At 68.0% G+C, this 24,165-nt stretch carries 20 protein-coding genes, 1 pseudogene and 1 riboswitch; of the genes and pseudogenes, 10 read left to right on the top strand and 11 right to left on the bottom strand.

The window, feature by feature from the left end:
• Nucleotides 1-17: 17 nt before the first annotated feature.
• A complete protein-coding gene (locus tag ACIRRA_RS03625) occupies nt 18-869 on the bottom strand; it encodes an alpha/beta fold hydrolase (RefSeq protein ID WP_402762585.1) in 852 nt (283 codons plus the stop codon).
• A gap of 248 nt (nt 870-1,117) precedes the next feature.
• A complete protein-coding gene (locus tag ACIRRA_RS03620; protein ID WP_402762582.1) occupies nt 1,118-1,957 on the bottom strand; it encodes a helix-turn-helix transcriptional regulator in 840 nt (279 codons plus the stop codon).
• Nucleotides 1,958-2,093: 136 nt separating this feature from the next.
• On the opposite strand from ACIRRA_RS03620, the gene ACIRRA_RS03615 reads away from it, so the two are divergent.
• The gene (locus tag ACIRRA_RS03615) at nt 2,094-2,795 is read left to right on the top strand and encodes an SDR family NAD(P)-dependent oxidoreductase (protein WP_402762579.1); all 702 of its coding nucleotides are present in this window, start codon (nt 2,094-2,096) and stop codon (nt 2,793-2,795) included.
• A gap of 54 nt (nt 2,796-2,849) precedes the next feature.
• Here ACIRRA_RS03615 and ACIRRA_RS03610 read toward each other — a convergent pair whose 3' ends face one another.
• Together ACIRRA_RS03610 and ACIRRA_RS03605 are read right to left on the bottom strand one after the other, a co-directional pair.
• Entirely contained in the window at nt 2,850-4,448 is a 1,599-nt protein-coding gene (locus ACIRRA_RS03610; protein ID WP_402762577.1) for a GMC family oxidoreductase, read from the bottom strand.
• 140 nt (nt 4,449-4,588) lie between these two features.
• Entirely contained in the window at nt 4,589-5,494 is a 906-nt protein-coding gene (locus ACIRRA_RS03605; RefSeq protein ID WP_402762574.1) for a LysR family transcriptional regulator, read from the bottom strand.
• A gap of 80 nt (nt 5,495-5,574) precedes the next feature.
• Between ACIRRA_RS03605 and ACIRRA_RS03600 the strand changes: the two genes are divergently transcribed.
• Together ACIRRA_RS03600 and ACIRRA_RS03595 are read left to right on the top strand one after the other, a co-directional pair.
• Entirely contained in the window at nt 5,575-7,929 is a 2,355-nt protein-coding gene (locus tag ACIRRA_RS03600; protein ID WP_402762571.1) for a hypothetical protein, read from the top strand.
• A gap of 160 nt (nt 7,930-8,089) precedes the next feature.
• Nucleotides 8,090-8,959 (top strand): sulfite exporter TauE/SafE family protein, encoded by an 870-nt coding sequence (locus ACIRRA_RS03595; RefSeq protein ID WP_402762568.1) that lies wholly within the window; start codon nt 8,090-8,092, stop codon nt 8,957-8,959.
• 111 nt (nt 8,960-9,070) lie between these two features.
• On the opposite strand, the gene ACIRRA_RS03590 is transcribed toward ACIRRA_RS03595, so the two are convergent.
• The 5 genes from ACIRRA_RS03590 to ACIRRA_RS03570 all read right to left on the bottom strand — a co-directional run bounded on the left by ACIRRA_RS03590 (nt 9,071) and on the right by ACIRRA_RS03570 (nt 14,046).
• Nucleotides 9,071-9,811, bottom strand: a complete 741-nt coding sequence (locus tag ACIRRA_RS03590) for a hypothetical protein (protein ID WP_402762566.1) — start codon at nt 9,809-9,811, stop codon at nt 9,071-9,073.
• A gap of 269 nt (nt 9,812-10,080) precedes the next feature.
• Nucleotides 10,081-11,832 (bottom strand): NRAMP family divalent metal transporter, encoded by a 1,752-nt coding sequence (locus ACIRRA_RS03585; RefSeq protein WP_402762563.1) that lies wholly within the window; start codon nt 11,830-11,832, stop codon nt 10,081-10,083.
• A gap of 114 nt (nt 11,833-11,946) precedes the next feature.
• Nucleotides 11,947-12,117: a hypothetical protein gene (locus ACIRRA_RS03580; protein WP_402762560.1), complete on the bottom strand. Its 171-nt coding sequence runs from the start codon at nt 12,115-12,117 to the stop codon at nt 11,947-11,949.
• 304 nt (nt 12,118-12,421) lie between these two features.
• Nucleotides 12,422-12,591: riboswitch (M-box (ykoK) riboswitch) on the bottom strand.
• A 549-nt stretch (nt 12,592-13,140) separates the two neighbouring features.
• On the bottom strand, nt 13,141-13,512 hold the full coding sequence (locus tag ACIRRA_RS03575; protein ID WP_402762557.1) for a hypothetical protein: 372 nt from the start codon (nt 13,510-13,512) through the stop codon (nt 13,141-13,143).
• 63 nt (nt 13,513-13,575) lie between these two features.
• Nucleotides 13,576-14,046 carry a metal ABC transporter solute-binding protein, Zn/Mn family gene (locus tag ACIRRA_RS03570; protein ID WP_402762555.1) on the bottom strand — a complete coding sequence of 157 codons (471 nt, stop codon included), beginning with the start codon at nt 14,044-14,046 and terminating at the stop codon, nt 13,576-13,578.
• A gap of 243 nt (nt 14,047-14,289) precedes the next feature.
• Here ACIRRA_RS03570 and ACIRRA_RS03565 point away from each other — a divergent pair, with 243 nt between their 5' ends.
• From ACIRRA_RS03565 to ACIRRA_RS03550, 4 genes are all read left to right on the top strand, one after another.
• Complete coding sequence (locus tag ACIRRA_RS03565; protein ID WP_402762552.1) at nt 14,290-14,589, top strand: hypothetical protein; 300 nt, start codon at nt 14,290-14,292, stop codon at nt 14,587-14,589.
• Nucleotides 14,590-14,794: 205 nt separating this feature from the next.
• On the top strand, nt 14,795-15,799 hold the full coding sequence (locus ACIRRA_RS03560; protein ID WP_402762549.1) for a permease: 1,005 nt from the start codon (nt 14,795-14,797) through the stop codon (nt 15,797-15,799).
• Nucleotides 15,796-16,554: a TIGR03943 family putative permease subunit gene (locus tag ACIRRA_RS03555; protein WP_402762546.1), complete on the top strand. Its 759-nt coding sequence runs from the start codon at nt 15,796-15,798 to the stop codon at nt 16,552-16,554. The genes ACIRRA_RS03560 and ACIRRA_RS03555 overlap by 4 nt, the downstream gene beginning before the upstream one ends.
• Nucleotides 16,555-16,759: 205 nt before the next feature.
• Entirely contained in the window at nt 16,760-17,923 is a 1,164-nt protein-coding gene (locus tag ACIRRA_RS03550; RefSeq protein ID WP_402762544.1) for a fatty acid desaturase family protein, read from the top strand.
• Nucleotides 17,924-18,116: 193 nt separating this feature from the next.
• Here the strand turns inward: ACIRRA_RS03550 and ACIRRA_RS03545 are convergent, their stop codons facing one another.
• Complete coding sequence (locus ACIRRA_RS03545; RefSeq protein ID WP_357006798.1) at nt 18,117-18,602, bottom strand: peptidylprolyl isomerase; 486 nt, start codon at nt 18,600-18,602, stop codon at nt 18,117-18,119.
• Nucleotides 18,603-18,719: 117 nt separating this feature from the next.
• Here ACIRRA_RS03545 and ACIRRA_RS03540 point away from each other — a divergent pair, with 117 nt between their 5' ends.
• On the top strand, nt 18,720-19,610 hold the full coding sequence (locus tag ACIRRA_RS03540; RefSeq protein ID WP_402762542.1) for a DUF5995 family protein: 891 nt from the start codon (nt 18,720-18,722) through the stop codon (nt 19,608-19,610).
• A gap of 63 nt (nt 19,611-19,673) precedes the next feature.
• Here the strand turns inward: ACIRRA_RS03540 and ACIRRA_RS03535 are convergent, their stop codons facing one another.
• Entirely contained in the window at nt 19,674-19,868 is a 195-nt protein-coding gene (locus ACIRRA_RS03535) for a hypothetical protein (protein WP_402762540.1), read from the bottom strand.
• A gap of 67 nt (nt 19,869-19,935) precedes the next feature.
• Between ACIRRA_RS03535 and ACIRRA_RS03530 the strand changes: the two genes are divergently transcribed.
• Both ACIRRA_RS03530 and ACIRRA_RS03525 read left to right on the top strand, forming a co-directional pair.
• Complete coding sequence (locus ACIRRA_RS03530) at nt 19,936-20,733, top strand: IclR family transcriptional regulator (protein WP_402762538.1); 798 nt, start codon at nt 19,936-19,938, stop codon at nt 20,731-20,733.
• Nucleotides 20,734-20,816: 83 nt separating this feature from the next.
• A pseudogene (locus tag ACIRRA_RS03525) lies at nt 20,817-24,161 on the top strand (NAD-glutamate dehydrogenase); the annotation flags it as partial.
• Nucleotides 24,162-24,165 lie beyond the last annotated feature (4 nt).

Genomic DNA, 24,165 nt, shown 5'->3' with positions numbered 1-24,165 from the left:
ATGTCTTTCGCTGCTGATCAGTGGGCGGAATTCTCGGCGGCCTGCTCGATCACCTCGGCCACCCGATCGGGATGCGAGACGGCGACCGAGTGCGAGGCCGCGATCTCGGTGACCCGCGCGTGCGCCCGCTCGGCCATGAACCGCTGCGCCGCAACGGGAATGTTGAGGTCCTCGGTGGTGATCACATCCCAGCTGGGCTTGTCGGTCCACGCGGCCACGGTGGCCTTCTCCTCGAGCGCGGCCTGCAGGATCGGGCGCTGAGCCGCAGCGGCCAGCCCGGCGCGGTCGGCAGGAACATCGGCGGCGAACTGGTCGCGGAACTTGGCCTGCTGGATGTACAGGTCGGTGCCGGTGCTGCCGTCGGGATTGGTGAACGCGACCGGGTCGAGCGTGCCGGGCAGGGTGGAGCCGGGGAACTTGTTGGTCAACTCCAGCGCGGTCTCCCCGGGCGCGGGCAGAAACGCCGCCACATACACCAGCGCCTTGACCCGATCACTGCCCGCCGCGGCGGCGCTGATCACCGACCCGCCATAGGAATGCCCGACCAGCACAACGGGTCCGTTGACATGACTGATCAACCCCCGCACGGTGACGGCGTCGGCGGCGGGCCCACGCAACGGATTCGCCGCCGCGACAACCGGATACCGGTCCTTGCGAAGCTTGTCGATGACATCGTTCCAGCTCGAACCATCCGCGAACGCGCCATGCACCAGCACGATCGTCGGCTTCGGCGCGTCCTCGGTCGGCCCGGCATGCGTGGTGGTGCTCGCGGTGCACGCGACAGCGAGGCTACCGGCCGCCACCGCGGCCGTCGCCGCCGCGACCGCCCGGCCCGCGCGTCCGATGCGGGGGCGTCGAATCTCGACCATGTCATTGTCCTTTCGAGGTGAAGCACGTTGTGCGGCTACCACTCTGGTTTCCGCTCCCCCATCGCCACATCTGTCAGCTGACGCCGACCATGACGTAGTCGTCACCCGGCGGTCGAGAGCCGCCGGAACTGGTCCTCGGAGAGCCGCAGGTCTCCCGCGGCAACGTTCTCCGCTAGGTGGGACAGCGAGGTCGTGCCCGGAATCGGCAAGTTCGGGTGACGTAGTCCGACGCCGTCGGACCCGAATGATCAGCCGATGGCTGTTCGGGCTCCGAGGGCGGTGAGCATGGAAAGGCGTTCGGCGTCTGCGCTGCCGGGCTCGGCGGTGTCGATCATGATTCGCAGGTCGCAGCCCGCTACCGTGAGGACGGCGCAGTCCAGGGTCAGGGCGCCCGCTGTCGGGTGGTCGATGGTCTTGACCGTGATGTCGTAGCCGGCGACGGCGCCGGACTCCCAGAGTGTGGCGAAGCGGGGGCTGTAGGTGCGCAGATCAGCGATGAGGTGGCGTAGGCGCTGGTCGGCGGGGTAGCGGGCCTCGGCGGCGCGCAGGTCGGATACCAGGGCGGTTTCCAGGGATTCGAGGGTGTCCGGTGCGTAGCGGCCGACGGAGCCGGGGCCGATGAAATGCCGCCACACCCGGTTGCGTTCGTTGCCCTGCCAGGTCGTGGAATCGCCGAGCAGTGCCGCGCATGCCGGATTCGCTTGCAACAGTGTCCAGGACGCGTCGAAGACGGCGACCGGGATGCCGACCAGCCGATCCAGCATGCGCTGTACGGCTGGCGGGATGGCGGTCGGGACGGTTCCGGGCTCGGGCAGTACCAGTCCTGCCAGCCGATACAGGTGCGCACGCTCGTCCGCCGATAAGCGCAAGGCCCGCGCCAGCGCCTCGACCACCTGGGGCGAGGGGTTGGATGCCCGGCCCTGTTCGAGCCGGGTGACGTAGTCGACGGAAATACCGGCCAGCAGCGCCAGTTCCTCGCGCCGCAGGCCGGGCGCTCGGCGCGCGCCATTCGCCGACAGCCCTACGGCGTCGGGCGATACCTGATCGCGCCAGCGCCGCACCGCTACTCCGAATTCCGCTGTGGCCATGGGCTTCATTCTGCCCGTTCGCCGATCCGCCCACCGTCGGCGTACTGCTCGGTATCGACCGTCCCAGCCTGGTATCGACAGTCCCAGGAAGATCAGGCGACTGGCTGATGCCGCCCGGCGGCGCGAATCTGAGGACATGACAACAACGCTCATTACCGGCGCCAACAAGGGGCTGGGTTTCGAAACCGCCCGTCAGCTCGTCGCGGCGGGGCACACGGTGTATGTCGGCAGCCGCGACGCCGAGCGTGGGCGGCTCGCCGCGGCGGAAATCGGGGCACGCTCCGTCCAACTGGATGTCACCGACGACGCTTCCGTCGCCGCGGCGGCGAAGATCATCGAGGCGGACGGCGGACTCGACGTCCTGGTCAACAACGCGGGCATCGATATCGAGGGCAATGGTGCGGTCGACCTCGCGGAGGTCACCGCCGAGATGATGCGGACGGTATTCGACACCAATGTTTTCGGCGTCGTGCGCGTCGTGCACACGTTCCTGCCGCTGCTGCGGCAATCCACCGCACCGGTCATCGTCAATGTCAGCAGCTCCCTGGCCTCGATGGCACGCGGCACCACCCCGGGCACCCATGCCTACGCCTATCCCGGATTGTCCTATCCCGCATCGAAAACCGCGCTGAACAGAATCACCGTGCAATACGCGAAAGCGTTCCCGGACATTCGGATCAACGCCGTGGAGCCCGGATACACCGCGACCGATCTCAACGCCCACGCGGGCAGGCAGACCGTCGAAGAGGGTGCCGAGATCATCGTGCGGATGGCCCAGGTGCCCCAAAACGGGCCCACCGGAGGCTATTTCGATGTCTCCGGCGCGCTGCCCTGGTAGAGACCGAGGATCAGGCACGCCTCGCGGCACTAACGGAACAGGTGTCGATAGCGCTCAGCCCAGGATGATCGAGGCGGCGTGTTCGCCGATCATCATGGTGGCCGCGTTGGTGTTCCCGCCGACGATGCTCGGCATGATCGACGCGTCGGCGACCCGCAGTCCGTCCACTCCGCGCACCCGAAGCGCCGGGTCCACGACCGCGCGCTCGTCCACACCCATGCGGCAGGTGCCGACGGGGTGGTAGACGGTGGTTGCGCGGTTGGGGACTTCGGCGGCCAGCTCCGTGCGGCCGGGGTATCGCGGACCCGGAGAGATCTCGGTATCCACCGCGCCACTGATCGATTGGGCGGCCATGACCTCTCGGGTCAGCTCCATGCCGTACACCAGCGTGTCCAGGTCGCGCTGCTCGGCGAGATAGTTGGGGTCGATGGCGGGCGCCGCGGTGGGGTCGGCGGACGCCAGTCGCAGCGCGCCCCGGCTCTGCGGGTAGATCATCGTCACCAGGACGGTCAGTGACCGGCGCGGATCGGGAGTGTGACGGATCGGGGCATCCTGATTGGGGCCGGGATAGCCCCACGGCAGCACGTGCAGTTGCAGATCGGGCGCCCCGGCCGCATGCGGGGTACGCAGGAACGCGACGACTTCGAACACGCTGCGCGCCAGCCAGGTGCTGTTGTTGCGCAACGACTCCCGCAGAAACGCCCGGGCGAAATACCCAGGCGACGAACGGCGCACGGCGTTCGGCATGGCGAAGGTCATCGGCACGAACAGGTGGTCGTGCAGGTTGTCGCCCACCGGGAGGTCGGCGACGACGTCGATGCCGAACGCCCGGAGATGGTCGGCCGGTCCGATGCCCGAGAGCATGAGCAGCTGCGCGGAGCCGAATGTGCCGGCGCTGACGATGATCTCGCGCTCGGCCCGCAGCACTTCGATGCCCTGCTCGGTCCGGTACTCCACACCGGTGGCCCGGCCGTTCTCGGTCACTATCCGCACCACGTGCGTATTCGGTAGCACCGTAAGGTTTTTCGGGCGATCGTCGAGGTACCCGACCGAGGTGCTGTAGCGCAGACCGTTGCTGTTGCTCTGCTGGAGGATCGAGACGCCTTCCTGTTCAGCGCCGTTGTAGTCGGGGTTGCGCGGCAGGTCGGCGGTTTCGGCCAGCGCCTGCATGAACGACTCGGACGCGGCCGTCAGATCGCGCGCCCGGATCACCTTGATCGGACCGGAGCCGCCGCGGAACTGGCTCGCGCCGTCCTCGAACGACTCGAGTTTCTTGAAGCTCGGCAGCACATCCCGATACGACCAGCCGCTATTGCCTTCGCCGGCCCAGTCGTCGAAGTTTCGCCGGTTGCCACGCACGAACACCATTCCGTTCACCGAGCTCGAACCGCCGACCACCTTGCCGTGCGTCTGCGGAATGGTGCGGCCCAGGGCATGCTTCTGCTCGACGGTGTAGTGGCCCCAGTCGATCCGCTTCTTCAGCTGCGGCACGCTGTGCATCGGGCCGATCATGCCGGGCTTGCGCACCAGCCGGCTGTTGTCACGACCGCCCGCCTCGATCAGCGTGACCGCGGCACCGGTATCGGCCAGCCTGCGGGCAATAATGGCACCGGCGCTCCCGGAACCGATGATGATGTAGTCCGTCGCAGCCATGACCAGCCCTTCTGTCCACACAGGTCTCGCCGCGAGTCACCGGCAAAACTGGAACATGTTGCGAAAGTACTCGAAAGCGGCCGCCCAGGAACCCGTTTCGGACCACGGTGAGGCGAAGTGGTTCGGTTGATGTCCGGGCATCACCGCGAGTGCACGGCGCTGAGCACGAATTCGCTCACGCACCTGACGAATGCCTGGCAGGCGGCCGAGACCGGAGCTCGGGGCGCCACCAGGTTGACCTGCCGCCGCAGTTCGGCGTCGGAAACCTGCCGCAGCGCCAGGCTCGCGTCCCGGTCGGCATGCGACCGGGCGACGGACTCCGGCAGCAATGCCACACCCAGACCCTGGCGGACGAACTGGACCACCTGCTCCACTCGGGTCACCTCGAACGCGACATGCCTTGTCACACTGGTGAATCCGCGGTCGGTCTCGTGGCGCAGGCCGTAGCCGGGCGGGAAGTCGATGAACGGGCAGACCGCCAGGTCGTGCACGGAGACCGACGCACCCGCCGACGCCGGATGATCGACCGGCAGCACCGCGACCAACGGCTCGCTCAGCAGCGGGGTGAATTCCACGTGCGCCATGGCCGATTCGACGGCCAGTCCCACGATCGCGACATCGAGTTTCCGGTCGCGCACCGCACCGACCAGCAGGTCGCTGCCACCGCTGCGCAGTGTCACGCTCACCTCCGGATAGCGGGCGTGGAAGGCCGCCATGAGCGCGGCGACGTCCAGCAGCTCCGGCGGCACCTCCATCAGCCCTACGGTCAGCCGGCCACGCACGGCGCCGTGCAGCGCTTGCGCGTCGATGAGGAGCCGGTCCACTCCGGCGAGCACCTGCCGGATCTGCGGCAGGAGCGCCTCACCCTCCGGGGTCAGGACGACCGACCGGGTGGTGCGCGCGAACAGCCGCACCCCGAGCTGGTCCTCGAGTTTGCGCACCTGCTGGCTCAGCGCCGACTGCACGACGAACAGATCGGCGGCCGCCTTGGTGAAGCTGCCGAGTTCGGCGACTCCGACCACATAGCGCAACTGCTGGAGGTTCATCCGATCAATCACTTTCGATGATGAATACGATCATATTTATACCTTGGACTGGATAGTTCGAGCGGCCCAGAATCATCGGCATGCCTGCGCACCCCGATCTCCGCCTCTCCCCCACGGCCCCGGTGCCGCTGCGCCCGCACGGCGGACTGCGAGCCAACGATTGCTCGGATCCCGCTGTGCGCGAGCGCATTACCGCAGAAATCGCGGCCCTGCCATTCCTGGGCACGCTGACCTGTTCGCACGTCACCCTGACCGCGGGCGCGACGGAAGAGCTGGTGCTGACCTACACCGTCGGCAGCTCCGGGATCGCCGACAGCGGATGGCTCAAGCTCTGCTTTCGGTACTACTCGGACTGGGACCTACAGGTCGGCGACCCCGCCGGACGCGACTACGCGAGCGCGCGGCTGATACACCGCTCGCTGATCGGCGGCGCGTCACCCGACAGCGCTGCCACCGCACAGCGCCTGGACGTGCGCTACGACGTGAAGGGCGGCGAGCGGCCCTTCCAGAAGTCCGTCCTCGTCCATGTGGTGGACGGGTACCTGCGGCCCGGTGACGTGATCGAAATCCGGCTCGGGGACCGGCGTTTCGGTGGTCCCGGCACACGGGTGCAGACCTTCGTGGAGGATGCCTTCGCCTTCCATCTGTTCGTCGACCCGCTCGGCACCTCCCGCATGGCGCACGCCGGGGCCTGCCATCTCGCTATCGTGCCCGGCCCGCCCGAACGCCTGATCGTGTACGGCCCCCGGCTGGTGCGCGCCGATGCCGGGGCGGTCGACCTGCACGCGCATCTGCAGGACCGCTGGGGCAATGCCTGCCGCGACCTGCCCGTCCGGCTGCACGCGACCCGCGCGGGCCGCACCGTCGCCACCGCGACCACGCCTGCGACGGGCTGGGCGCGCGCCACCCTCACGGTGCCGCCCGCGGGCGACACCGACGAGATCCTGGTGGCGGCCGAATTCGACGGCGGCGCAGTCGAATCCGTGCGATGCCACCTGGATACCATTGCCGGCCTACCGGCGCCGCGCGCGTTCTTCGCCGACCTGCACGTGCATTCCGACGACACCGTCGGAACCCAGGACACCGCATGGAATCTCGCCTACGGACGCGAGATCGGCGCGCTGGATGTGCTCGGCTACACCGCCAATGACTTCCAGATCACCGACGAAACCTGGAACGAGGTGGTCGCCGCCTGCCGCCGGGCCGGGGAGGACGACCGGTTCGTGTGTTATCCGGGGGTGGAATGGTGCGGCACCGCGGGCGTCGGCGGCGACCACAATGTCGTATTCCTCGGCGAGGACACCACTCTCGCCCGCTCGCTCACCTGGCACGCGAACATGTCGAGCACCACCCCCGTGCCCGAAACCTGGCCCATCACAGAGCTGTACGCGGCCTACGACAAGGACCCCGACTCCTACCTGCTCATCCCGCACGTCGGCGGGCGGCGCGCCGTCCTCGACTGGCATTACCCGGAATTGGAGCGGCTGATCGAGGTCCACTCCACCTGGGGCTCGAGCCCCTGGTTCCTCGAGGACGCCCTCGCCCGCGGGCTGCGCCTGGGTGCCAGCGCCGCCAGCGACGAGCATCGCGGACGGCCCGGCAGCGGTGCGCCCGGCGCCAACATCTTCGGGTCGGCCGGCGGCCTCACCGGCGTGCTCGCACCCGAGCTGACCGCCGCCGAGGTCGGCCGGACCCTGCGCGCCCGGCGCACCTGGGCCACCACCGGCGCCCGCGCCGTCGCCCTGCTGCGCTTCGGCGATCGGTGGATGGGTGACGATATCGTCTCCGCCGCAACGGAGCTCGATGCGGAGTACGCCGTGTACGGCACCATCGGGTGGGAGGAGATACGGCTCTTCGACGCCACCGGTGAGGTCTGGCGGCGCGACCTGCACGCCGAAACCGGGTTGTCGGACACGCTCGTTCGCGTGCGCTGGGGTGGGGCCCGCCATCGCGATCGGTATCGTTGGGCGGGCTGGACCGGACGACTGCGGATCACCGGCACAGACGTCGCGGCCGCCGAGCCCTGGGCGGCCCTGCATCCCGAACAGCAGATCGCTCACACCGACAACGAGATCACCTGGCGCACAACGACCTACGGCACGGATATCGGCGTGGTCCTGACCCTCGGAGCGCTTGCCGACGCCCACTTCGAGCTGGAGACGACGGTGCGCGAGGACGATCGGCGCGGCACACTCGAGCTGACCGGCGCCGACCTGATCCGGTCGGGCCACCGGGAACTCGCCATGGGCGGGCTCGATCTCCGGATCCGGATCGAACGCATCGCCGACCCGGCCGGGCTCCCGGTCAGCGTGCGCGGCGCCGTGACTCTCGCGGTGCCGCCGCGCGACAGTGCCGTCTACCTTCGCGCCCGCCAATTCGACGGCCACCAGGCGTGGACCAGTCCCCTGTTCCTGACGCGCACCGAAATCCTCTGAACCCCATGTCCATTCCCGCCCGCATCAGGCTGATCCGCCGCCTGCACATCGACCTGATGCGCATCACCACCGCATCGTGTGAGCCCTCCGGCACCCCTTCCCGACTCTCCGCACCGCGCACCGAGACCGGCCGCGCGTCACCCTCAGAAGGCACACACTCATGCATTCCCCCACCCTGGGCGCCGTCGGGCTCGTCATCGGATTCTTCGTCGGCCTCACCGGCATGGGCGGCGGCGCCCTGCTGACCTCGGTGCTGGTCCTCGGCTTCGGCATCCCACCGCTGGCCGCCATCTCCAACGACCTGTTCGCCTCGCTCATCATGAAACCGTTCGCGGTCCCGGTTCACCTGCGCCGCAGAACAGTCCACTGGCGGCTGGCCGGGCTGCTCGCCCTCGGATCGGTCCCTTCGGCCTTCCTCGGCGCGGTCCTGGTCGGCGTGCTCGGCCACGCCGCGGCCGTGCAGAACAATCTCAAATTCGCCATCGGGGTCGGACTGACCCTGTCCGTCGTCTTCACCCTCGTGCGCCAAGCGATCGAACGCCGTCGGCAGCGCCCGATCGCCACCGACGACCTGCCGCTGACGACCCGTCCTGTCCCGACGGTCCTGATCGGAGTCCTCGGCGGCCTGCTCGTCGGACTCACCTCCGTCGGCGCGGGCGCGGTCATGATGGCCGCACTGGTGATCGTCTACCCCGCCCTGCGCCCCAACCAGCTGGTAGGCACCGACATCGTGCAGGCGATCCCCCTCGTCGCCGCCGCCACCCTCGGGCACCTGCTGTTCGGCGATGTCCGCCTCGCCCTCACCGGATCTCTTGTCCTGGGCGCGATCCCGGGCGTGATGCTCGGCGCTCTCCTGTCCTCCCGCTCCCCCGCCGCGATCATCCGCCCCGCTTTCACCGCCGTCCTCACCGCTTCGGCCCTGGCCCTCCTCCACGCGACGATCATCGTCATCTCCCTCGTCGCGGCCTTCGCGCTCACCGCCAGCGTCCTCCTCACCACCGCCAAGCCTCGAATAACGGTGACGGCGTAGACCAGGGTTTCGACAAGGAATTCAATCGGACCATCGGTCAACGGCCGGTGAAAGGCTGGTGAATGTCACCCGGGTCACGGTACGCAAAATCAGCCGCGCGGAGCGAGATGCCTAGCGGGACTCGACCGCCGCGAGCATCGTGTGCGATCCGGTGACGCTGCGCAGCACGCCGACGCCGGCGGTGAGCGCGGCACCGCCAGCTGTCCAGCTGACACCGGCGGGTTGTGAGGTCAGTACCACGACGATGTAGCGCAGCGGTTGTCCCGGGGCGGAGCCGACAAGACCGGTCGTGTTCATGGTCGTCGAGGTGTCCAGGATCATCCAGCCCTGCTTGATCGCCGTGGTGGTGCCGGGAAGGCCGTCGGGGATGCCGAAGTTCTGATCGGTGCCATCAGCGGCGATCCGGCTGGTGTTGCGCAACGCGTTCAAGATGACGTCACTCGCCGGTTCGGGCACGGTCGCGGTGATGTAGTGGTAGATGGCAACGACATCGTTTGGGGTGGTGAGGGTTTCGCCCCATTCAGTGGGGTCGCTCGGTGGCCGCGTGCCGTTGAGCCCGATCAGCTCGGCCATCCGGCTCACGATCGCGTTACCGCCGTTACGGCCCCACAGCCGGTCGGCGATGTCGTCGTCGCTGGCCGACAACATCCGATCCAGCTGGCCCGCTGTGTCCGAATCTGGTTTCCAGCCTTGGCTTTTCAGTTCGTCGAGCGCGATCAGCAGTTTGACCACGGAGGCGGTGTAGAACTGCTGATCGGCGTTGAGGTCGGCGATCACGGCACCGGTAGTGGTGTCGACGACCTCGATGCCGACCTCGGTACCCGGGGATGCATCCTGGATCGCAGACTGCATCTGCTCGGCCAGCGCCGCGGGTGATCCAGCGGGTCGCCCCGAATTCGTAGGCGCGGCCGACGCATCGAGAGGCACCGCCCGGAGAGCGGCGAAGGCAAGAAGGCCAGCCGTGATGCCCAGCCGCCACAGTGGAAACGAGCGAATTGGGCGCGCGACCACGCCAGCGGCGGTTTTCCGCATCGGTATGCTTTCGGAACTTCGTGGCTTGAAACCGCACGCTCCCGGTGCCGTCGCCGCGTAAGGAGGTGACGGCACCGAGCGAATCGCGTTCAGCCGGTGATGGACTGGAAGATCTTCACGCCCACCAGGATCACGGCGACGAGCAGGTAGCCGCGCAGGGCGAACATGCCCACCGTGCGTGCGGTGGAGAACGCGGGCCGTTCGAGGGTATCGAGCGCGGGGGTGCGCCAGGTGTCGCGGTCGGCCTCCATGATGGCCTTGCGCTCAGCCTTGGTGAGCGGGGTGGCGTCCAGCTCCTCCACCTGGTCCGGATCCAGTCCGCCGAGCTCGGCCGCGGTCCGCTCGGCATTGCGGCGACGACCGCGCTGCCAGGCGATGAGCATGCCCGCTCCGCCGAGGACACCGACCAGAGCGCCCACGCCGAAGCCGGTTTCGAGGGTCAGCGTGGACAAGTCGGGGAAGAAGGTGGCCGCGGTCAGCGCCAGCGACAGCAGCACCAGCGACCAGACGATGACGCCCGCGACGATGTTCTGCCGCACCGTGTTCACCCACGGCCCGAGGACCGCCTTGTCGTTGCACAGCAGCACCAGGAACACCGTCGCCGAGGGCAGCAACACACCCGCCAGCGCCTGCACGCCCTGGGTCAGCAGCCCCAGCACGTGATCGGGGCTGAAGGACACCGCGGCGGCGACGGCGAGCAGCGCCGCGTATCCGATGTAGAAGACCGGTGCTTCGGTGATCTTCCAGTGCAGCGAGTGCCGCTTGCCGAGGGTGTCGCCGAGGGCATACGTGGTGGCCAGCCCGACGGCGTTGGCGCCGATGAGCGAGGCGTCGAGCAGCAGGATCGCGAACAGCGCGCCGACGGTGGTGCCCATGTGGTCGTGCAGAGCCTGGGCCACGGCCCCGGCGTCGGTGAAGTTACCGATCGCCTCGGTGCCGGCGAGGCCGAACGTGGTGGCGGCCATGATGGCGATGGCGCCGATCATGACGACGACGATGCCGACCCACAGGTCGATGCGCTCGTAGCGGATCCAGCGCGGGGTGATGCGCTTGTCGACGATGTTGGACTGCTGGAAGAACAGCTGCCACGGGGCGACGGTGGTGCCGACGATGGAGACGATGAGCAGCAGTAGCGTCGAGTTCAGGCCGCCCGGGAACGACGGGATCAGGCCGTGGGCGGTGTCCTTGACGCTGGGGTGCACCATGAACGCGAGTGGGAACATGACGATATTGATCGCGATGAGCCCGAACAGGAATCGCTCCCACCGGCGGAAGGAACCGCCCGCGACCATGGCGAACAGCAGTACCGCCGCCAGTGGCACCGAGATCGTCTTGGGGAGCCCGAAGTAGTTGAGCGCCATGGAGACGCCGATGAATTCGGTGACGATGGTGAGCGCGTTGACGATGAACAGGTCGCCGACGCTGAACGCGCCCCAGAACTTGCCGAAGCGGTCGAAGATCAAGCGCGCGTGGCCGACTCCGGCGACCGCGCCGAGGCGGACCACCATTTCCTGGTTCACGTAGAGCACCGGGATCAGCAGCACCAGGGTCCAGACCAGCGCCATGCCGTAGTTCTGTCCGGCCTGGGCGTAGGTGGCCACCCCGCCGGCGTCGTTGTCGCCGACCATGACGATCAGGCCGGGGCCGATCACGGCCAGCAGCATCTTGAACTTCTGCCAGCGGGTGCGGCCCTCGAGGGTGTCGTGCCGGCCGATGGAGCCGAGCGCGCCGACGATGTCGCCGACGTGCGCGGAGTCCATGACCGCGCCGGTCGGGGTGGCGGCCGCGGGTGAGGTGACGGTGGTGGTCCGGCGGGTTGCGCCGTTGGAGAAGAAGGCCATCGCCGTTCTCTCCCTTCTTCACTGTATTGCTGCGCAGCAGATCTGGTGTACGTCGAAAGGGGTGCCGCGGGCGCACCGGCGGCGGTCGCGGCCGGGTTGTCGACCGCTGGGATGTCAGGCGTGGAAGGGGTGTCCGCCCAGGGAGGCGGTGTAGACCGCGCTACGGCCGCGGGCCAGGTGCAGGTTGTGGCGCTCCTGCTCGGACAGCCGGTGCCGCGTGATGTAGCGACGGACGGACGCGGTCAGCGAGACGTGACCCGAGCGGGGGAAGGCGATGACGGCCATGATGGGGGCTTCCTTTGCGAAAGGCCAGCCGCTGCAAGGCATTCCGGGCACGACAAGGCACACCGAAGGCACGCATCGACCACGTCACGGACGACCGGTGTCGCCGTGGTCGATGCCTGATTTCGGGATGTCAGGCGGTTACGGTGTCGCAGCAAGCTGGGAACGAATGTTTTCGAACCGGACTCGGATACGGACTATCGCCGGACTTCATGTCGTCCCTCACCTCCTTGCTGCCTGGACGCGCACGTCACTACGTTGAAATGCCAGAACACCAAGGGGAGAAAACCCGAACAGACTGTTCGGATTGGCACCCCTCTCGTCAGAGCTTCGGCACTGCACGACGTGATCCCTTGCGGGAAGCCACTTCGGGTGACCCCTTAATCCGGGGAAACCTGTCCTAACCCTGGGCGTCTCTCGACGTCGTCGGATCAGTGGCCTGTGTTCATGCAGGAGCCTCGCCTAGCGAGGTGCTGACCCGAGAATATTGGGCTGTTTTCCAGCGAAAGTCAAATCGGGGCCGGTCGTTTCTGTTCGCGCCGGCCAGGACCGCGCCGGGCACGGTCGTGCCGAAGCGAAAGCCGCAGCCGCACAAACACGTTCCAACTCAGGCCGCCGGTACGTCTACGGGGGCCGCCGGAGTGGCGGCCGGCGTATTGATCCGATGGAGAACTGGATCAAGGCCATTCAGCGCTCGGTCGCGGCTGAGACCGGCAGATCATCGGCCCCGTCCACGTCCCGGACGGGGCCGTTTCCGTGATGTCTGCCCACCCCCGCCACCGAGGCCCCGAAGCAGCGCGATCAGCACCGCCAGCAGGATCACCAACACGATCGCCGAACCGACCCACACCTCGGTATGACTGTATGCCGGGACATGGCCCGTACCGGCCCCGGCGATGATCACCCACCCCGTGGGAATACCCACAGCTTTCAGGCTAGCCGACCGGCGCGGGCCGCCCATCGCTCACGCGTCGGTCAGCTGGCCGGCAGCAGTCGGTTCGATGAGGCGCCGACCCGCACCAACTGTCATCTGATCTCGCTTCCGGGCGAGGTCGTCGAGTCCGACTCCCGCTCAGGGTCTGCGAGCGGGTTCGCGGCCGCACAATCTGGGCAGGTGCCATACAAGTCGATGTGGTGTTCGAGGTCGATGTAGCGGTGCCGGTGCGCTATGCGCTCGGTGTGGTGTTCCAGCTCGCCGAGGACGAAGTCTTCGGCACGGCCGCAGACCCGCCGCAGCAGGTTGTGGTGATGGCCGGTGGTGCGCAGGTCGGCGTGTAGTTGCTGGGCGCTGCGGAAACGGTCGTCGCTGCCCAGCAGGGTGAACAGGGCTCGTTGCCGCTCGGTGGTGCGGTGCGCGGCCGCATCTACGTCAGCTGATGGAAAGTTCCGTTGTGACATGTGTTCGGTGGCGTCGGAGGCGGTCGAGGAGGAAAGCGGCCAGATAGCAGCTGGCCGCGACGGTCACTTCTTGTAGTCGGCGGTGATCGCGTCCACGATCTTGGTGACCGAGGCGGGCGAGTACCACTGGTGGGGGTTCCCGTCCTCGGCCACCCCGAGTTCCTTGCCGACGGCGAGCTCGGTGCGACCCTTGCCCGGGTTGGCTGCCAGCAGCTTGTCCGCCCAGGCGTCGTAGCCGATTCCGTTGGCGATGAACACCTTCGCGCCCGCGACCGTGCGCGCGTCGGCAGGCGAGGGCTCGTAGTCGTGCGGGTCGGTGTCGGGATTGGTGATGATGCTCGTCTCGTGCACCTTGCCACCGCCGAACTGTGCCGCGACGCTGCCCCAGGCATTGATCGTCGCCACCACCTCGAGCTTGCCGCTCGTCGACTCCGACGACTTCGACGACGTGCCGCACGCCGTCGCCATCCCCACCAGCGCCACCGCGCACGCGGCCGCCGCCATCGCGCGTTTGCTGAAAACCAGACCAGCCATCTTGCAGCCCTCATCAGATCTTGAAATCGAAAATCGTTACCAATAACGTAACAGTCCTTTTCCCCATTTCCAAGCCGAATCCGAACCCGGTATCCATGTGAATCAGCAAGCCGCCGAGCACATCACGCCACCCGAGAACTAGCTACCTATCAGCGCATACGCAAAAAGATGCGCACACTATGATGTGAACCCGACAGTGACGAGGAAGCGAACCAAGACAGGCACGAGAAAGGAACGAAGATCATGACCACACCCGAGCATGCGGCGCACACCGGGCACGAACACCATCACGGCGAAGGTTGCGGACATGTAGCTGTTCCACACGACGGGCACACCGACTACGTGCACGACGGTCATATGCACCGCGCACACGGCGATCACTACGACGAGTGCGAGCCGACCGGGCACACTGCGCACGAAAGCCACGATCATGTTCACGGCGAGGGCTGCGGCCACACTGCCGTGCCCCATGGCGACCACGTCGACTACATCCACGATGGACACCGGCACGCACCCCACAACGGGCACTACGACGAACACTGATGATCACGCTCCGGGCACAGAGCGGCGGAATCGCTTACACGCGAACGTGACTGAGCGTGTGACACCGGAACCGCTGACGCACTGCCGCATGCGCACGGAAGCCTTCCACATCGCGTCGTGACGGTGCTGGTCATCGACGACCCGGGCACCATGTACCGCGGGGTGTCCGCTGGAGGTCGGCGGACACCCCTGCCAGGATGTGGGGGTGCTCGCCCAGAACACTCTGAACTCGGCCCGCATGCGGGTGTCCTCGACCTATGTCCTTGCCGCGCTGGTGGTTCTCGGCGTGGCCTGTCATGGGCCGCTGGAGCGCGCGGCGGCTTCGTCGGCACGTTTGCAGACCGCGGTGACGATCTTCGCCGGGGTCTTCGTACAGGCGGTGCCATTCCTCGCGCTGGGGGTCACGGTCAGCGGCGCGATCGCGGCGTTCGTGTCCCCTGCTCTACTGCGAAAGGTGTTGCCGCGCAACGAGACGGCGGCCATCGGCGTGGCCGGGCTCGCGGGTATGGCATTGCCCGGTTGTGAATGCGGGGTCGTCCCGGTGGCGCGGCGGCTGACCGATCAGGGCGCGCCGGGGTCGGTCGCGCTGGCCTTCATGCTGTCCGCGCCCGCCATCAATCCGGTGGTGTTGATCGCGACGGCAGTGGCGTTCCCGGGCGAACCGGGAATGGTGGTGGCGCGGTTCACCGGTTCCTTGGCGACGGCATTCACCATGGGCTTGCTCTGGTCGAGAATCGGACGTCCGGGCTGGCTCCTGCCGCGGGCGGCGCGCCACGATCACTGCGTGACCGGACACAGCCGATGGCAGATCTTCACCGAGACCGCGCGGCACGACCTGTTGCAGGCCAGTGCTTTTCTCGTACTCGGTGCCGTCGCGGCCGCAGCACTACACGTGCTGGTGCCGCCATCCTGGTACGAGCACCTGGCGGGCCAGATGGCGACGGCCATTCTCGTGATGGCGGTGCTGGCCATCGTACTGGCGCTGTGCTCGGAGGCCGATGCTTTCGTCGCGGCGAGCATGTCGGCGCTGCCGCTGCTGCCGCGTCTGGTATTCCTGGTGGTCGGCCCGGCCGTCGACGTGAAACTCTTCGCCATGCAAGCCGGTACGTTCGGACGGCAGTTCGCACTTCGCTTCGCGCCGTTGACCTTCGCGGTGGCGCTGGTCTGCGGCACCATTGCCGGACTCGCCTGCCTGGGAGGGGCGCGATGAAGCGGGAGACTCAAAACCTGCTGTTGCTGCTGATCGGTGTCGCGGTGCTGTGGATCACGCTCGATGGCACCTACCTGCGATACGTGAAGCCGAGCCTGCATCCGTATCTGCTGATCAGCAGCATCGGATTCATACTTCTCGGCCTGATCGCGATCGGGCGTGACATCCGGCGTGGCGCCGCCGTTCACGACCACGACGACCACGATCACGGCAGCGGCCGCACCCAATGGCTGCTGCTGGCCCCGGTCGCCGCGCTCCTGCTCATCGTCCCGCCCGCCCTGGGCGCCGGCGCGGCCTCGACAACCTCTCCGGTACAGGCGGTTTCACGCGACCCTGCCGCCGACGAACCGAAGCAGTATCCGTTCCCACCGCTACCCACCGATCCGGCGCCGCTCATTCCCATCGTCGATCTGGTGGACCGCGCCCTCCTGGACTCGAGCCATTCGCTGGACGGCCGCGAGGTGACCATCCGCGGATTCGTCATCCGCCCCAAAGATCTCGAACAACGCAACCCCGACTCGACCGAGTTCGATCTCGCCCGCGTCGTGATCACCTGCTGTGTCGCGGACGCCCGGTACGTCCTCGTCCACCTCTCCGGCATGCCGGAGGCCATCGCGGACGACACCTGGCTGGAAGTCCGCGGCACAGTCCAACCCGGCAGTGCTCAGCACGACTCGGATGAAACGCCCACCCTCACCGTTTCCGACTACCAGCGCATCCCCAAGCCCGACAGCACCTACGAACGCAGCCACTGATCGACATCACCACCCTGAGGTCGACAAACCGGCCGCTGAGGCCGAACCACTTCAACGGCAACGCATTCGGAAGGACGGCAGGGGCGATGGTCGCGCAATCGTCATGCAGTTGTGTTGCCGCTTCGCATGTACGTTCACCTCATGGTGGCCGCGGCGCGACACGCTGAAGGCAGGTGACACCACGACAGCAGGATGTGCAGAACCTTTGGTTATCGAGACGGTACTACCCCGGTCGGCGGTGCAGGAGATCCCGCCACCGATGATGGCCGAATCCGCGCCGATGCGCGGTAGCGAGTACGCGGCCCTGTTGCGGCGGGTCCGGCAGGCGGGTCTGCTCGAACGGCGGATGCGGTACTACGGGTGGAAAACCGCTTTCACCGCAATGGCCTTCGCGGCGGGGTGGGCGGCGTTGTGGGCGGTCGGCGAGTCGTGGTGGCAGCTGGGGACCGCGGTCTACCTGGCCGCGGTCTTCGCGCAGCTCGCGTTCCTCGGACATGATGCCGGGCACAGGCAGATCTTCCGGACCCGGCGGGCCAATCACTGGTACGGGCTCATCGTCGGCAATCTCGCCACCGGGGTGAGCATCGGCTGGTGGACCAGCAATCACAACCGTCATCACGCGCACCCCAATACCGAGAACGACGACCCCGACGTCGCGGGAATCCTGGCGCACTCCGGTGAACGGGCCGCCCGCGGAAAAGGATGGCGGCGCTTCGTCTTCCGCTATCAGGCCTGGCTCTTCTTCCCGATGCTGCTCCTCGAGGCGGGCAGTCTGCACTACTCGAGCGTGCGGGCCGTGGTGAATTGGCCCATCCCACACCGTATCCGGGAGGGCGCGTTCCTCGCCGCGCACGCGATCGCCTACTCGGCCGCGGTCTTCCTGGCGCTGTCACCGGGCAAGGCGCTGGTCTTCATCGCGGTGCAGCAGGGCCTGTTCGGCTTCTATATGGGCTGCACCTTCGCGCCCAATCACAAAGGCATGACGGTTCTTCCCGCGGGCGACAACACCGACTTCCTCCGCCGCCAGGTCCTGACCGCCCGCAACGTTCGCGGCGGGCCGCTGACCGACCTCGCGCTGGGCGGACTCAACTACCAGATCGAGCACCATCTGTTCCCCTCCATGCCCCGCCCGGCCCTCCGCACCACCCAACCCCTGGTCCGAGCCTTCTGCGCCGAACGCGCCATCCCCTACGCCGAGACCTCCCTGCTCACCTCTTACAGCCAGGCCCTCCGGCACCTGAACACCGTCGCCCGGCACACCCGCTCCGACAGCCCGGACCGGCCTCCCGCCCGCCCCCGCGATTCGGTCGGGGAAGGCGAAGCGGTGGCGGGTCAGGCGACACGGAGAACTCCGTCGATTCAGGTCTGACCCGGGCGAATCAGCATGTAGATGAGGGCGGGGTTCTCGCGAAACGGTCTGGGAGCTATCGCAATCCGCCGGCGAATTCACCTGCCATCGCGTCGGCTACGCGGCCTACCGCGTCTTCACCGACGCGGCCCTGGAACAGGCACCTCGGTTCTCGTGATCGCAGGCGACCCCGGTGCTCGTGATCGCCGATGACTCAGTGGTCGTGGTCGTCCTCGCCGTGCGGGTGGCCGTGGGCGAGTTCGTCCTCGCTGGCGTCGCGGATGTCGACGACCTTGACGGTGAAGTGCAAGCGCTGACCGGCCAGCGGATGGTTGGCGTCGATGGTCACCTCGTCGCCGTCGACCTGGCGGACGGTGACGATCTGCGAATCGCCGTCCGGCGCCTCGGCGTGGAACTCCATTCCGGGCTCGAGCTCGTCCACGCCCTCGAACATGTCGCGGGGCACGGCGCTGACCAGTTCGGCCAGGTACTCACCGTAGGCGTCCTCGGGCTCCACCACGACGACCAGTTCGTCGCCGGTGCTCTTGCCTTCGAGAGCCTGCTCCAGGCCCGGCACGATGTTGTCCGCGCCGTGCAGGTACACCAGCGGCGCCTCGCCGACGGAAGTGTCCAGCACCTCGCCGTCATCGGCCTTCAGCGTGTATTCGATGGAGACAACCTTGTCAGCGGCGATCGACATGGCGGTAACCCTTTCACAGAGGAATCCGGACCGCGCAAATGTATCCCGTCAACTTCCCGGCGCCTGCTCGGCGTGTCCGCCGGGCGCTCGCGGGCCGTCACTGCTAAGAACCCCATCGTGCCCGATGCATTTTGGCATTTCGTTGCCGCATTGTCCGTTTCCGCCACCGCAGTGGTCGCGCCCGCCACCGCGCTCGCCACACCACCGTCCACGCCGGAATGCGCGACCACCCTGTCTCCCGCCGAGAACGCCGAGATCGCCCGGCTGGCCGATACCGGCACGCTCACCGGCGACGACGAGCTCGCGCTGCTCGAGGACGCCGTGTCCCGCGACCATCTGATCACCCGGATCCTCGAACAGCACGCGGACCGCCGGGGCGCCTTCGCCACCGGCCTGGACGTCGTCGAGCAGCAGGCGGTGCTGCCGCTACAGCGCGATCCACAGGCGTTCACCGACCCGGAGTACGCGCACCGGCTCAGCTTCGACCTGCTGCGCCGGTTCCTCGACAATGTGCACGCCGAGTTCAGCGGCGGGACGCCGGAACCGCACTGGGCGAACTACTTCGCGCTCGCCGCGGACCGCACGGCCTCGCCCGGCCGCGTCGCGCTCGCCGGCTACAACGCGCACCTGATCGTCGATCTGCCGCGGGCGGTCGCCGAGGCCGGATCGACACCGGCCGACGCCGGCGACTACTTCAAGATCGTGGCCGGCATCGCCCGGACCGGCGACGTCATCACCGAGCGAACCGACCGGATCTACCACGCGAACATGGGCCCGCTGTGGCGGTTCTACTTCTTCGGCGAAGGACTCGATCAGGTACTCGGCCAAGGGGTCGCGACGAAGCCGTTGCTGGTCGCCGCCGACCTCGGGGCCAATGTGACGATCTTCGCCAACGGACTCGCCCTGGCGAATCCCGCACTGACGACGGCGACGGCCGCGGAGATAGAGCTGGAACGCCAGACCGCGGAACGCGCGTTCGACGTCCTGGCCCGGCTCAACGGAATCTGAGATCGCATCGCCAGACGAAACCAGCTGCCCGGCAGTGGCTTTCGCCTGGATCACGTTATCGGCTCACTGAGCCGAGAGGCTGCCGAGGAGTCCCGTGAGGGGGTTCGACGCCCAGGAGCCGGAGCCGCCACCCGACGGGGTGCAGTCGACGACCTTCACGGTGGCGGTCTCGGTGCTGACCACCTCCTGGGTCGTCTCGAGGGTGTGGGAACCGGTGGTGGTGGGCGTCCAGCTGAAGGTGGCCCGGCTGTTGGACACCCTGGAGTTGCCAGACCCGCTTCGCCGACGCCACTGCCGATTCGGCGCCACTGGCAGAATCCGGGGAATGGCCCAGTCTTCGGTTTCGACCACGTCGCCGGCGGTCGGTCGGGCGCTCGACATCCTCGTCCGCTTGGCCCAGGGTCCGGGCCCGGTCCGGGCGGCGGCGCTCGCCCGCGATCTGGGGCTGCCGCGCTCGTCGGTCTACCACATCCTGTCGGTGCTGGTGGACCGCGGATTCGTGGTGTATGTGCCGAGCGAACAGGCCTACGGGCTTGGCGTGACGTCCTTCGAGATCGGTTCGGCCTACCTGCGCCACGAACCGCTGGAACGGCTGGCTCAGCCGATTCTGCACCAGCTGGCCAGGCAGCTCGGGCAGGCCGTACATCTGGGCATTCTGCACGGCAACGAGACGGTCTACCTGCTCAAGGAACGCCCCGGCTCCGGTCCGGCCGCGGAGGTCTCGCTGATCACCGATATCGGGGTTCGGCTGCCGTCGCATCTGACCGCGAACGGGCGGGCGATCCTCGCCTCGCTGCCGGATGCCCAGGTAAAAGCGTTGTACGCCAAGCGTTCCGACTTCATCACCCGTACCGGCCGCGGGCCCCGGACCCTGACCGAGCTGCGCCGGGACCTGGAACAGATCCGCACCCGCGGCTGGGCCGAGGAGGTGGAGCTGGTGACGGCGGGCCTGCGGTCGGTCGGCACAGCGGTGTTCGACCACAACAGCCGTCCGGTCGCGGCCCTCAGCACGACGTGGCGCACGCTGTCCTACCCCGAGCCGGAGGTGGTGGGTCAGGCCCTGCGGTGGGGCGCGGAGCGCCTGACCTCGCGAATCGCGGGTCAGGCACCGGTGACGCGGTGACTCGGCAGCCCTGCTTGTGAGTCCCCTCACAAGGGTTGTATGTTGCTGTATATACAACCACCGCAACGGGGAGATTTCCGACAATGACGCAGGACTGGGACGACGACCTCTACGCACGCATGGCAGATCACACCCTGGCGAAGGCGTACTCCCGGTCCCTGCCCGAGTGGTACAAACACGATTTCGACCCCGGCCGCGCCGCCGCCGACATCGCCCGCATGGAAAAGCTGCACCCCGAATCATGCGACGTGGCCCTGCACCCACCCACCGGACGGGCGCGCGGGCGATTGCGGCTCACGCTCTACATCGCCGGCGCGGCCGTCTCACTCAGCCGCATCCTGCCGGTCATCCAATCCCTCGGCGTGGAAGTCCTGGACGAACGCACCTACCCGGTCGACGATTCGGCCGGAAACCAATGCTGGATATACGACTTCGGCCTGGCCTTCGACAGCGAACCGGCGCCCGACGACGACACGCACACCCGCTTCACCGAAGCCTTCGCCGCCGCCTGGCGGGGCGACGCCGAGAGCGACACCTTCAACCGCCTGGTGCTGGGCGCGGGATTGGCCTGGCGTCCGGTATCGGTATTGCGGGCGTACGCGAAGTACCTGCGCCAGAGCGGATTCCCCTACAGCCCGGAACGGATCGCGGAAGTCCTTGCCGCACATCCCGAATCCGCGCGGCTGCTGACGGACCTGTTCCACGCGCGGTTCGCACCGGACGGGCACGCCGCATCCGCCGAGGCCGAGGTGACCGACCGGCTGAACGACGCCATCGGACGGGTCGTCGGGCTCGAAGCGGACCGCATTCTGCGCGCCCTGACGACGCTGGTGCGAAACACGCTGCGCACCAACTACTTCGTGCGCGACGGCAATGCGACGGCACTGTCGGTCAAGCTGGATCCGCAGCGAATCGACGAACTCCCCCATCCCAGGCCACGATTCGAGATCTTCGTCTATTCGCCCCGGGTCGAGGGCGTGCATCTGCGGTTCGGCGCCGTGGCGCGCGGCGGCCTGCGCTGGTCGGATCGCAAGGAGGACCTGCGCACCGAGGTCCTCGGACTGGTCAAGGCACAGGCGGTGAAGAACGCGGTCATCGTGCCGGTCGGCGCCAAGGGCGGGTTCGTCGTCAAGCAACCCCCGCGGCCCACCGGCGACGATGCGGCCGACCGCGCAGCCCACCTGGCCGAGGGCATCGCCTGCTACCGGCAGTTCATCGCCGGCCTGCTCGACGTCACCGACAATATCGACGCGGCCACGGGAGCCGTGCTCCCGGCCCGCGACGTCGTCCGCCATGACGGCGACGACACCTACCTGGTGGTGGCCGCGGACAAAGGCACGGCGACCTTCTCCGACATCGCCAATGAGGTCGCGGCGGGCTACGGCTTCTGGCTCGGCGACGCGTTCGCCTCGGGCGGATCGGTCGGCTACGACCACAAGGCGATGGGCATCACCGCCCGCGGCGCGTGGGAGAGCGTCGAACGCCATTTCCACGAAATGGGCCGCGACACGAGCACCGCCGACTTCACGGTGGCCGGGATCGGCGACATGAGCGGCGACGTCTTCGGCAACGGCATGCTGCTCAGCGAGCGCATCGGACTGGTCGCCGCGTTCGACCACCGCCACATCTTCCTCGACCCGCAACCGCGGGCAGCGGCCTCCTACGCCGAACGCCGGCGCCTGTTCGAACTGCCCCGCTCGTCCTGGGCGGACTACGATCGCACCCTCATCAGCGCCGGCGGCGGGGTGTGGCCTCGATCGACGAAATCGGTGCCCCTCAGCCCCGAAGCCCGTGCGGCACTGGGGCTTCCGGACTCGGTCACGGCGGCGGCGCCGAACGAGGTGATCCGCGCGATCCTGCGCGCACCCGTCGACCTACTGTGGAACGGCGGCGTGGGGACCTACGTCAAGGCCGCCACCGAATCACACGCCGACGTCGGCGACAAGGCCAACGACGGCGTGCGGGTGAACGCCGCCGACGTGCGGGCCACCGTGGTCGGCGAGGGCGGCAACCTCGGATTCACCGCGCGCGGCCGCATCGAATACGCCTGCGGCGGAGGCAGAATCAATACCGACGCGCTGGACAACTCGGCCGGGGTCGACTGCTCCGACCACGAAGTGAACATCAAGATTCTGCTGGACGGCATGATGTCGGCGGGCCGGGTGGACCGGGCCGAACGCGACCGGCTGCTGGCCGAGATGACCGGCGAGGTCGGCCGGATCGTCTTGCGGGACAATCGTTCCCAGAACCGGGTCCTGGGCGTGAGCCGGGCCGACGCGGCCGCCCGCATCGGTGTGCACGCCCGCATGATCGCACAGCTGGAGACCCGCCGCGGACTGGTCCGGGCTCTGGAGGCGCTCCCCGACGAGAACGAGCTCACCCGGCGCGCCGACAGCGGCCGCGGTCTGACCTCCCCGGAATTGGCGACCCTGCTGGCGCACGCCAAACTCGCGATCAAGGACGAACTGCTCGCCGGCGAACTGCCCGACGACCCCGCACTGCACGATCACCTGCTCGACTACTTCCCCGCCTCACTGCGAGAACGTTTCGGCGACAGCGTGTCCGAGCACCCGCTGCACCGCGAGATCGTGGCGACCCAGCTCGCCAACGATGTGATCGACCACGGCGGAATCAGTGTCGTCTTCCGGCTGGCCGAGGACTCCGCGGCCGGTGGGCCGGACGTGGTGCGCGCCTACCTCGTCGCCACCCGCGTCTTCGGGCTGCACCACCTCTGGGACGACATCGCCGCCAGCGGACTGCCGGCGGCGGTGACCAATGGCCTCGTCCGCACCACGCAGCGGGTGCTCGACCGCGCGGTGCGCTGGCTGCTGGCCAACCGCCCGCAGCCGCTCGACATCGCCACCGAGACCGGCAGATTCGCCCCGCGGCTGGCGGCACACGCCCACCTGGTCCAGGAATGGCTGCGCGACCGTGAACTGGCGGACCTGCACGGCCGCATCGCCGACTCGATCGACGCCGGGGTACCGCACGAGCTGGCCGCCCGGGTGCACCTGCTGCTCGACCAGTTCGGGTTGCTCGACATCATCGAGGTCGCCGACGCGGGCGGTCACGAGGTGGCCGACGTGGCAGGGCTGTACTACGCGCTGAGCCAGCATCTGGGCACAGTGCGCCTGCTGCAATCGGTTTCGCGACTGTCCACCGAGGACCGCTGGGGTTCGATGGCCCGCCTGGCCCTGCGCGACGACCTTTACGGATCCCTGCGCCTGCTGTGCCTGGTGCTCTTGGCGGATCGGCCCGACCCCGCCGAGCCGCCCGCCGACACCATCGCCCGGTGGGCGACCCGCAACGCCACCCGCATCCACCGGACCAGCTCCACCCTCACAGAAATCCTCGACAGCCCGGCCGCCGACGTCGCCGCCATGTCCGTGGCGGTACGTCAGATCCGCGGCCTGGTGCGAACGGGGTAGCCCC

The sequence above is a fragment of the Nocardia sp. NPDC101769 genome, from assembly GCF_044766925.1.
In the GTDB taxonomy this organism is placed as follows: Bacteria; Actinomycetota; Actinomycetes; order Mycobacteriales; family Mycobacteriaceae; genus Nocardia.
This window is presented reverse-complemented; position numbering and strand designations above follow the sequence as displayed.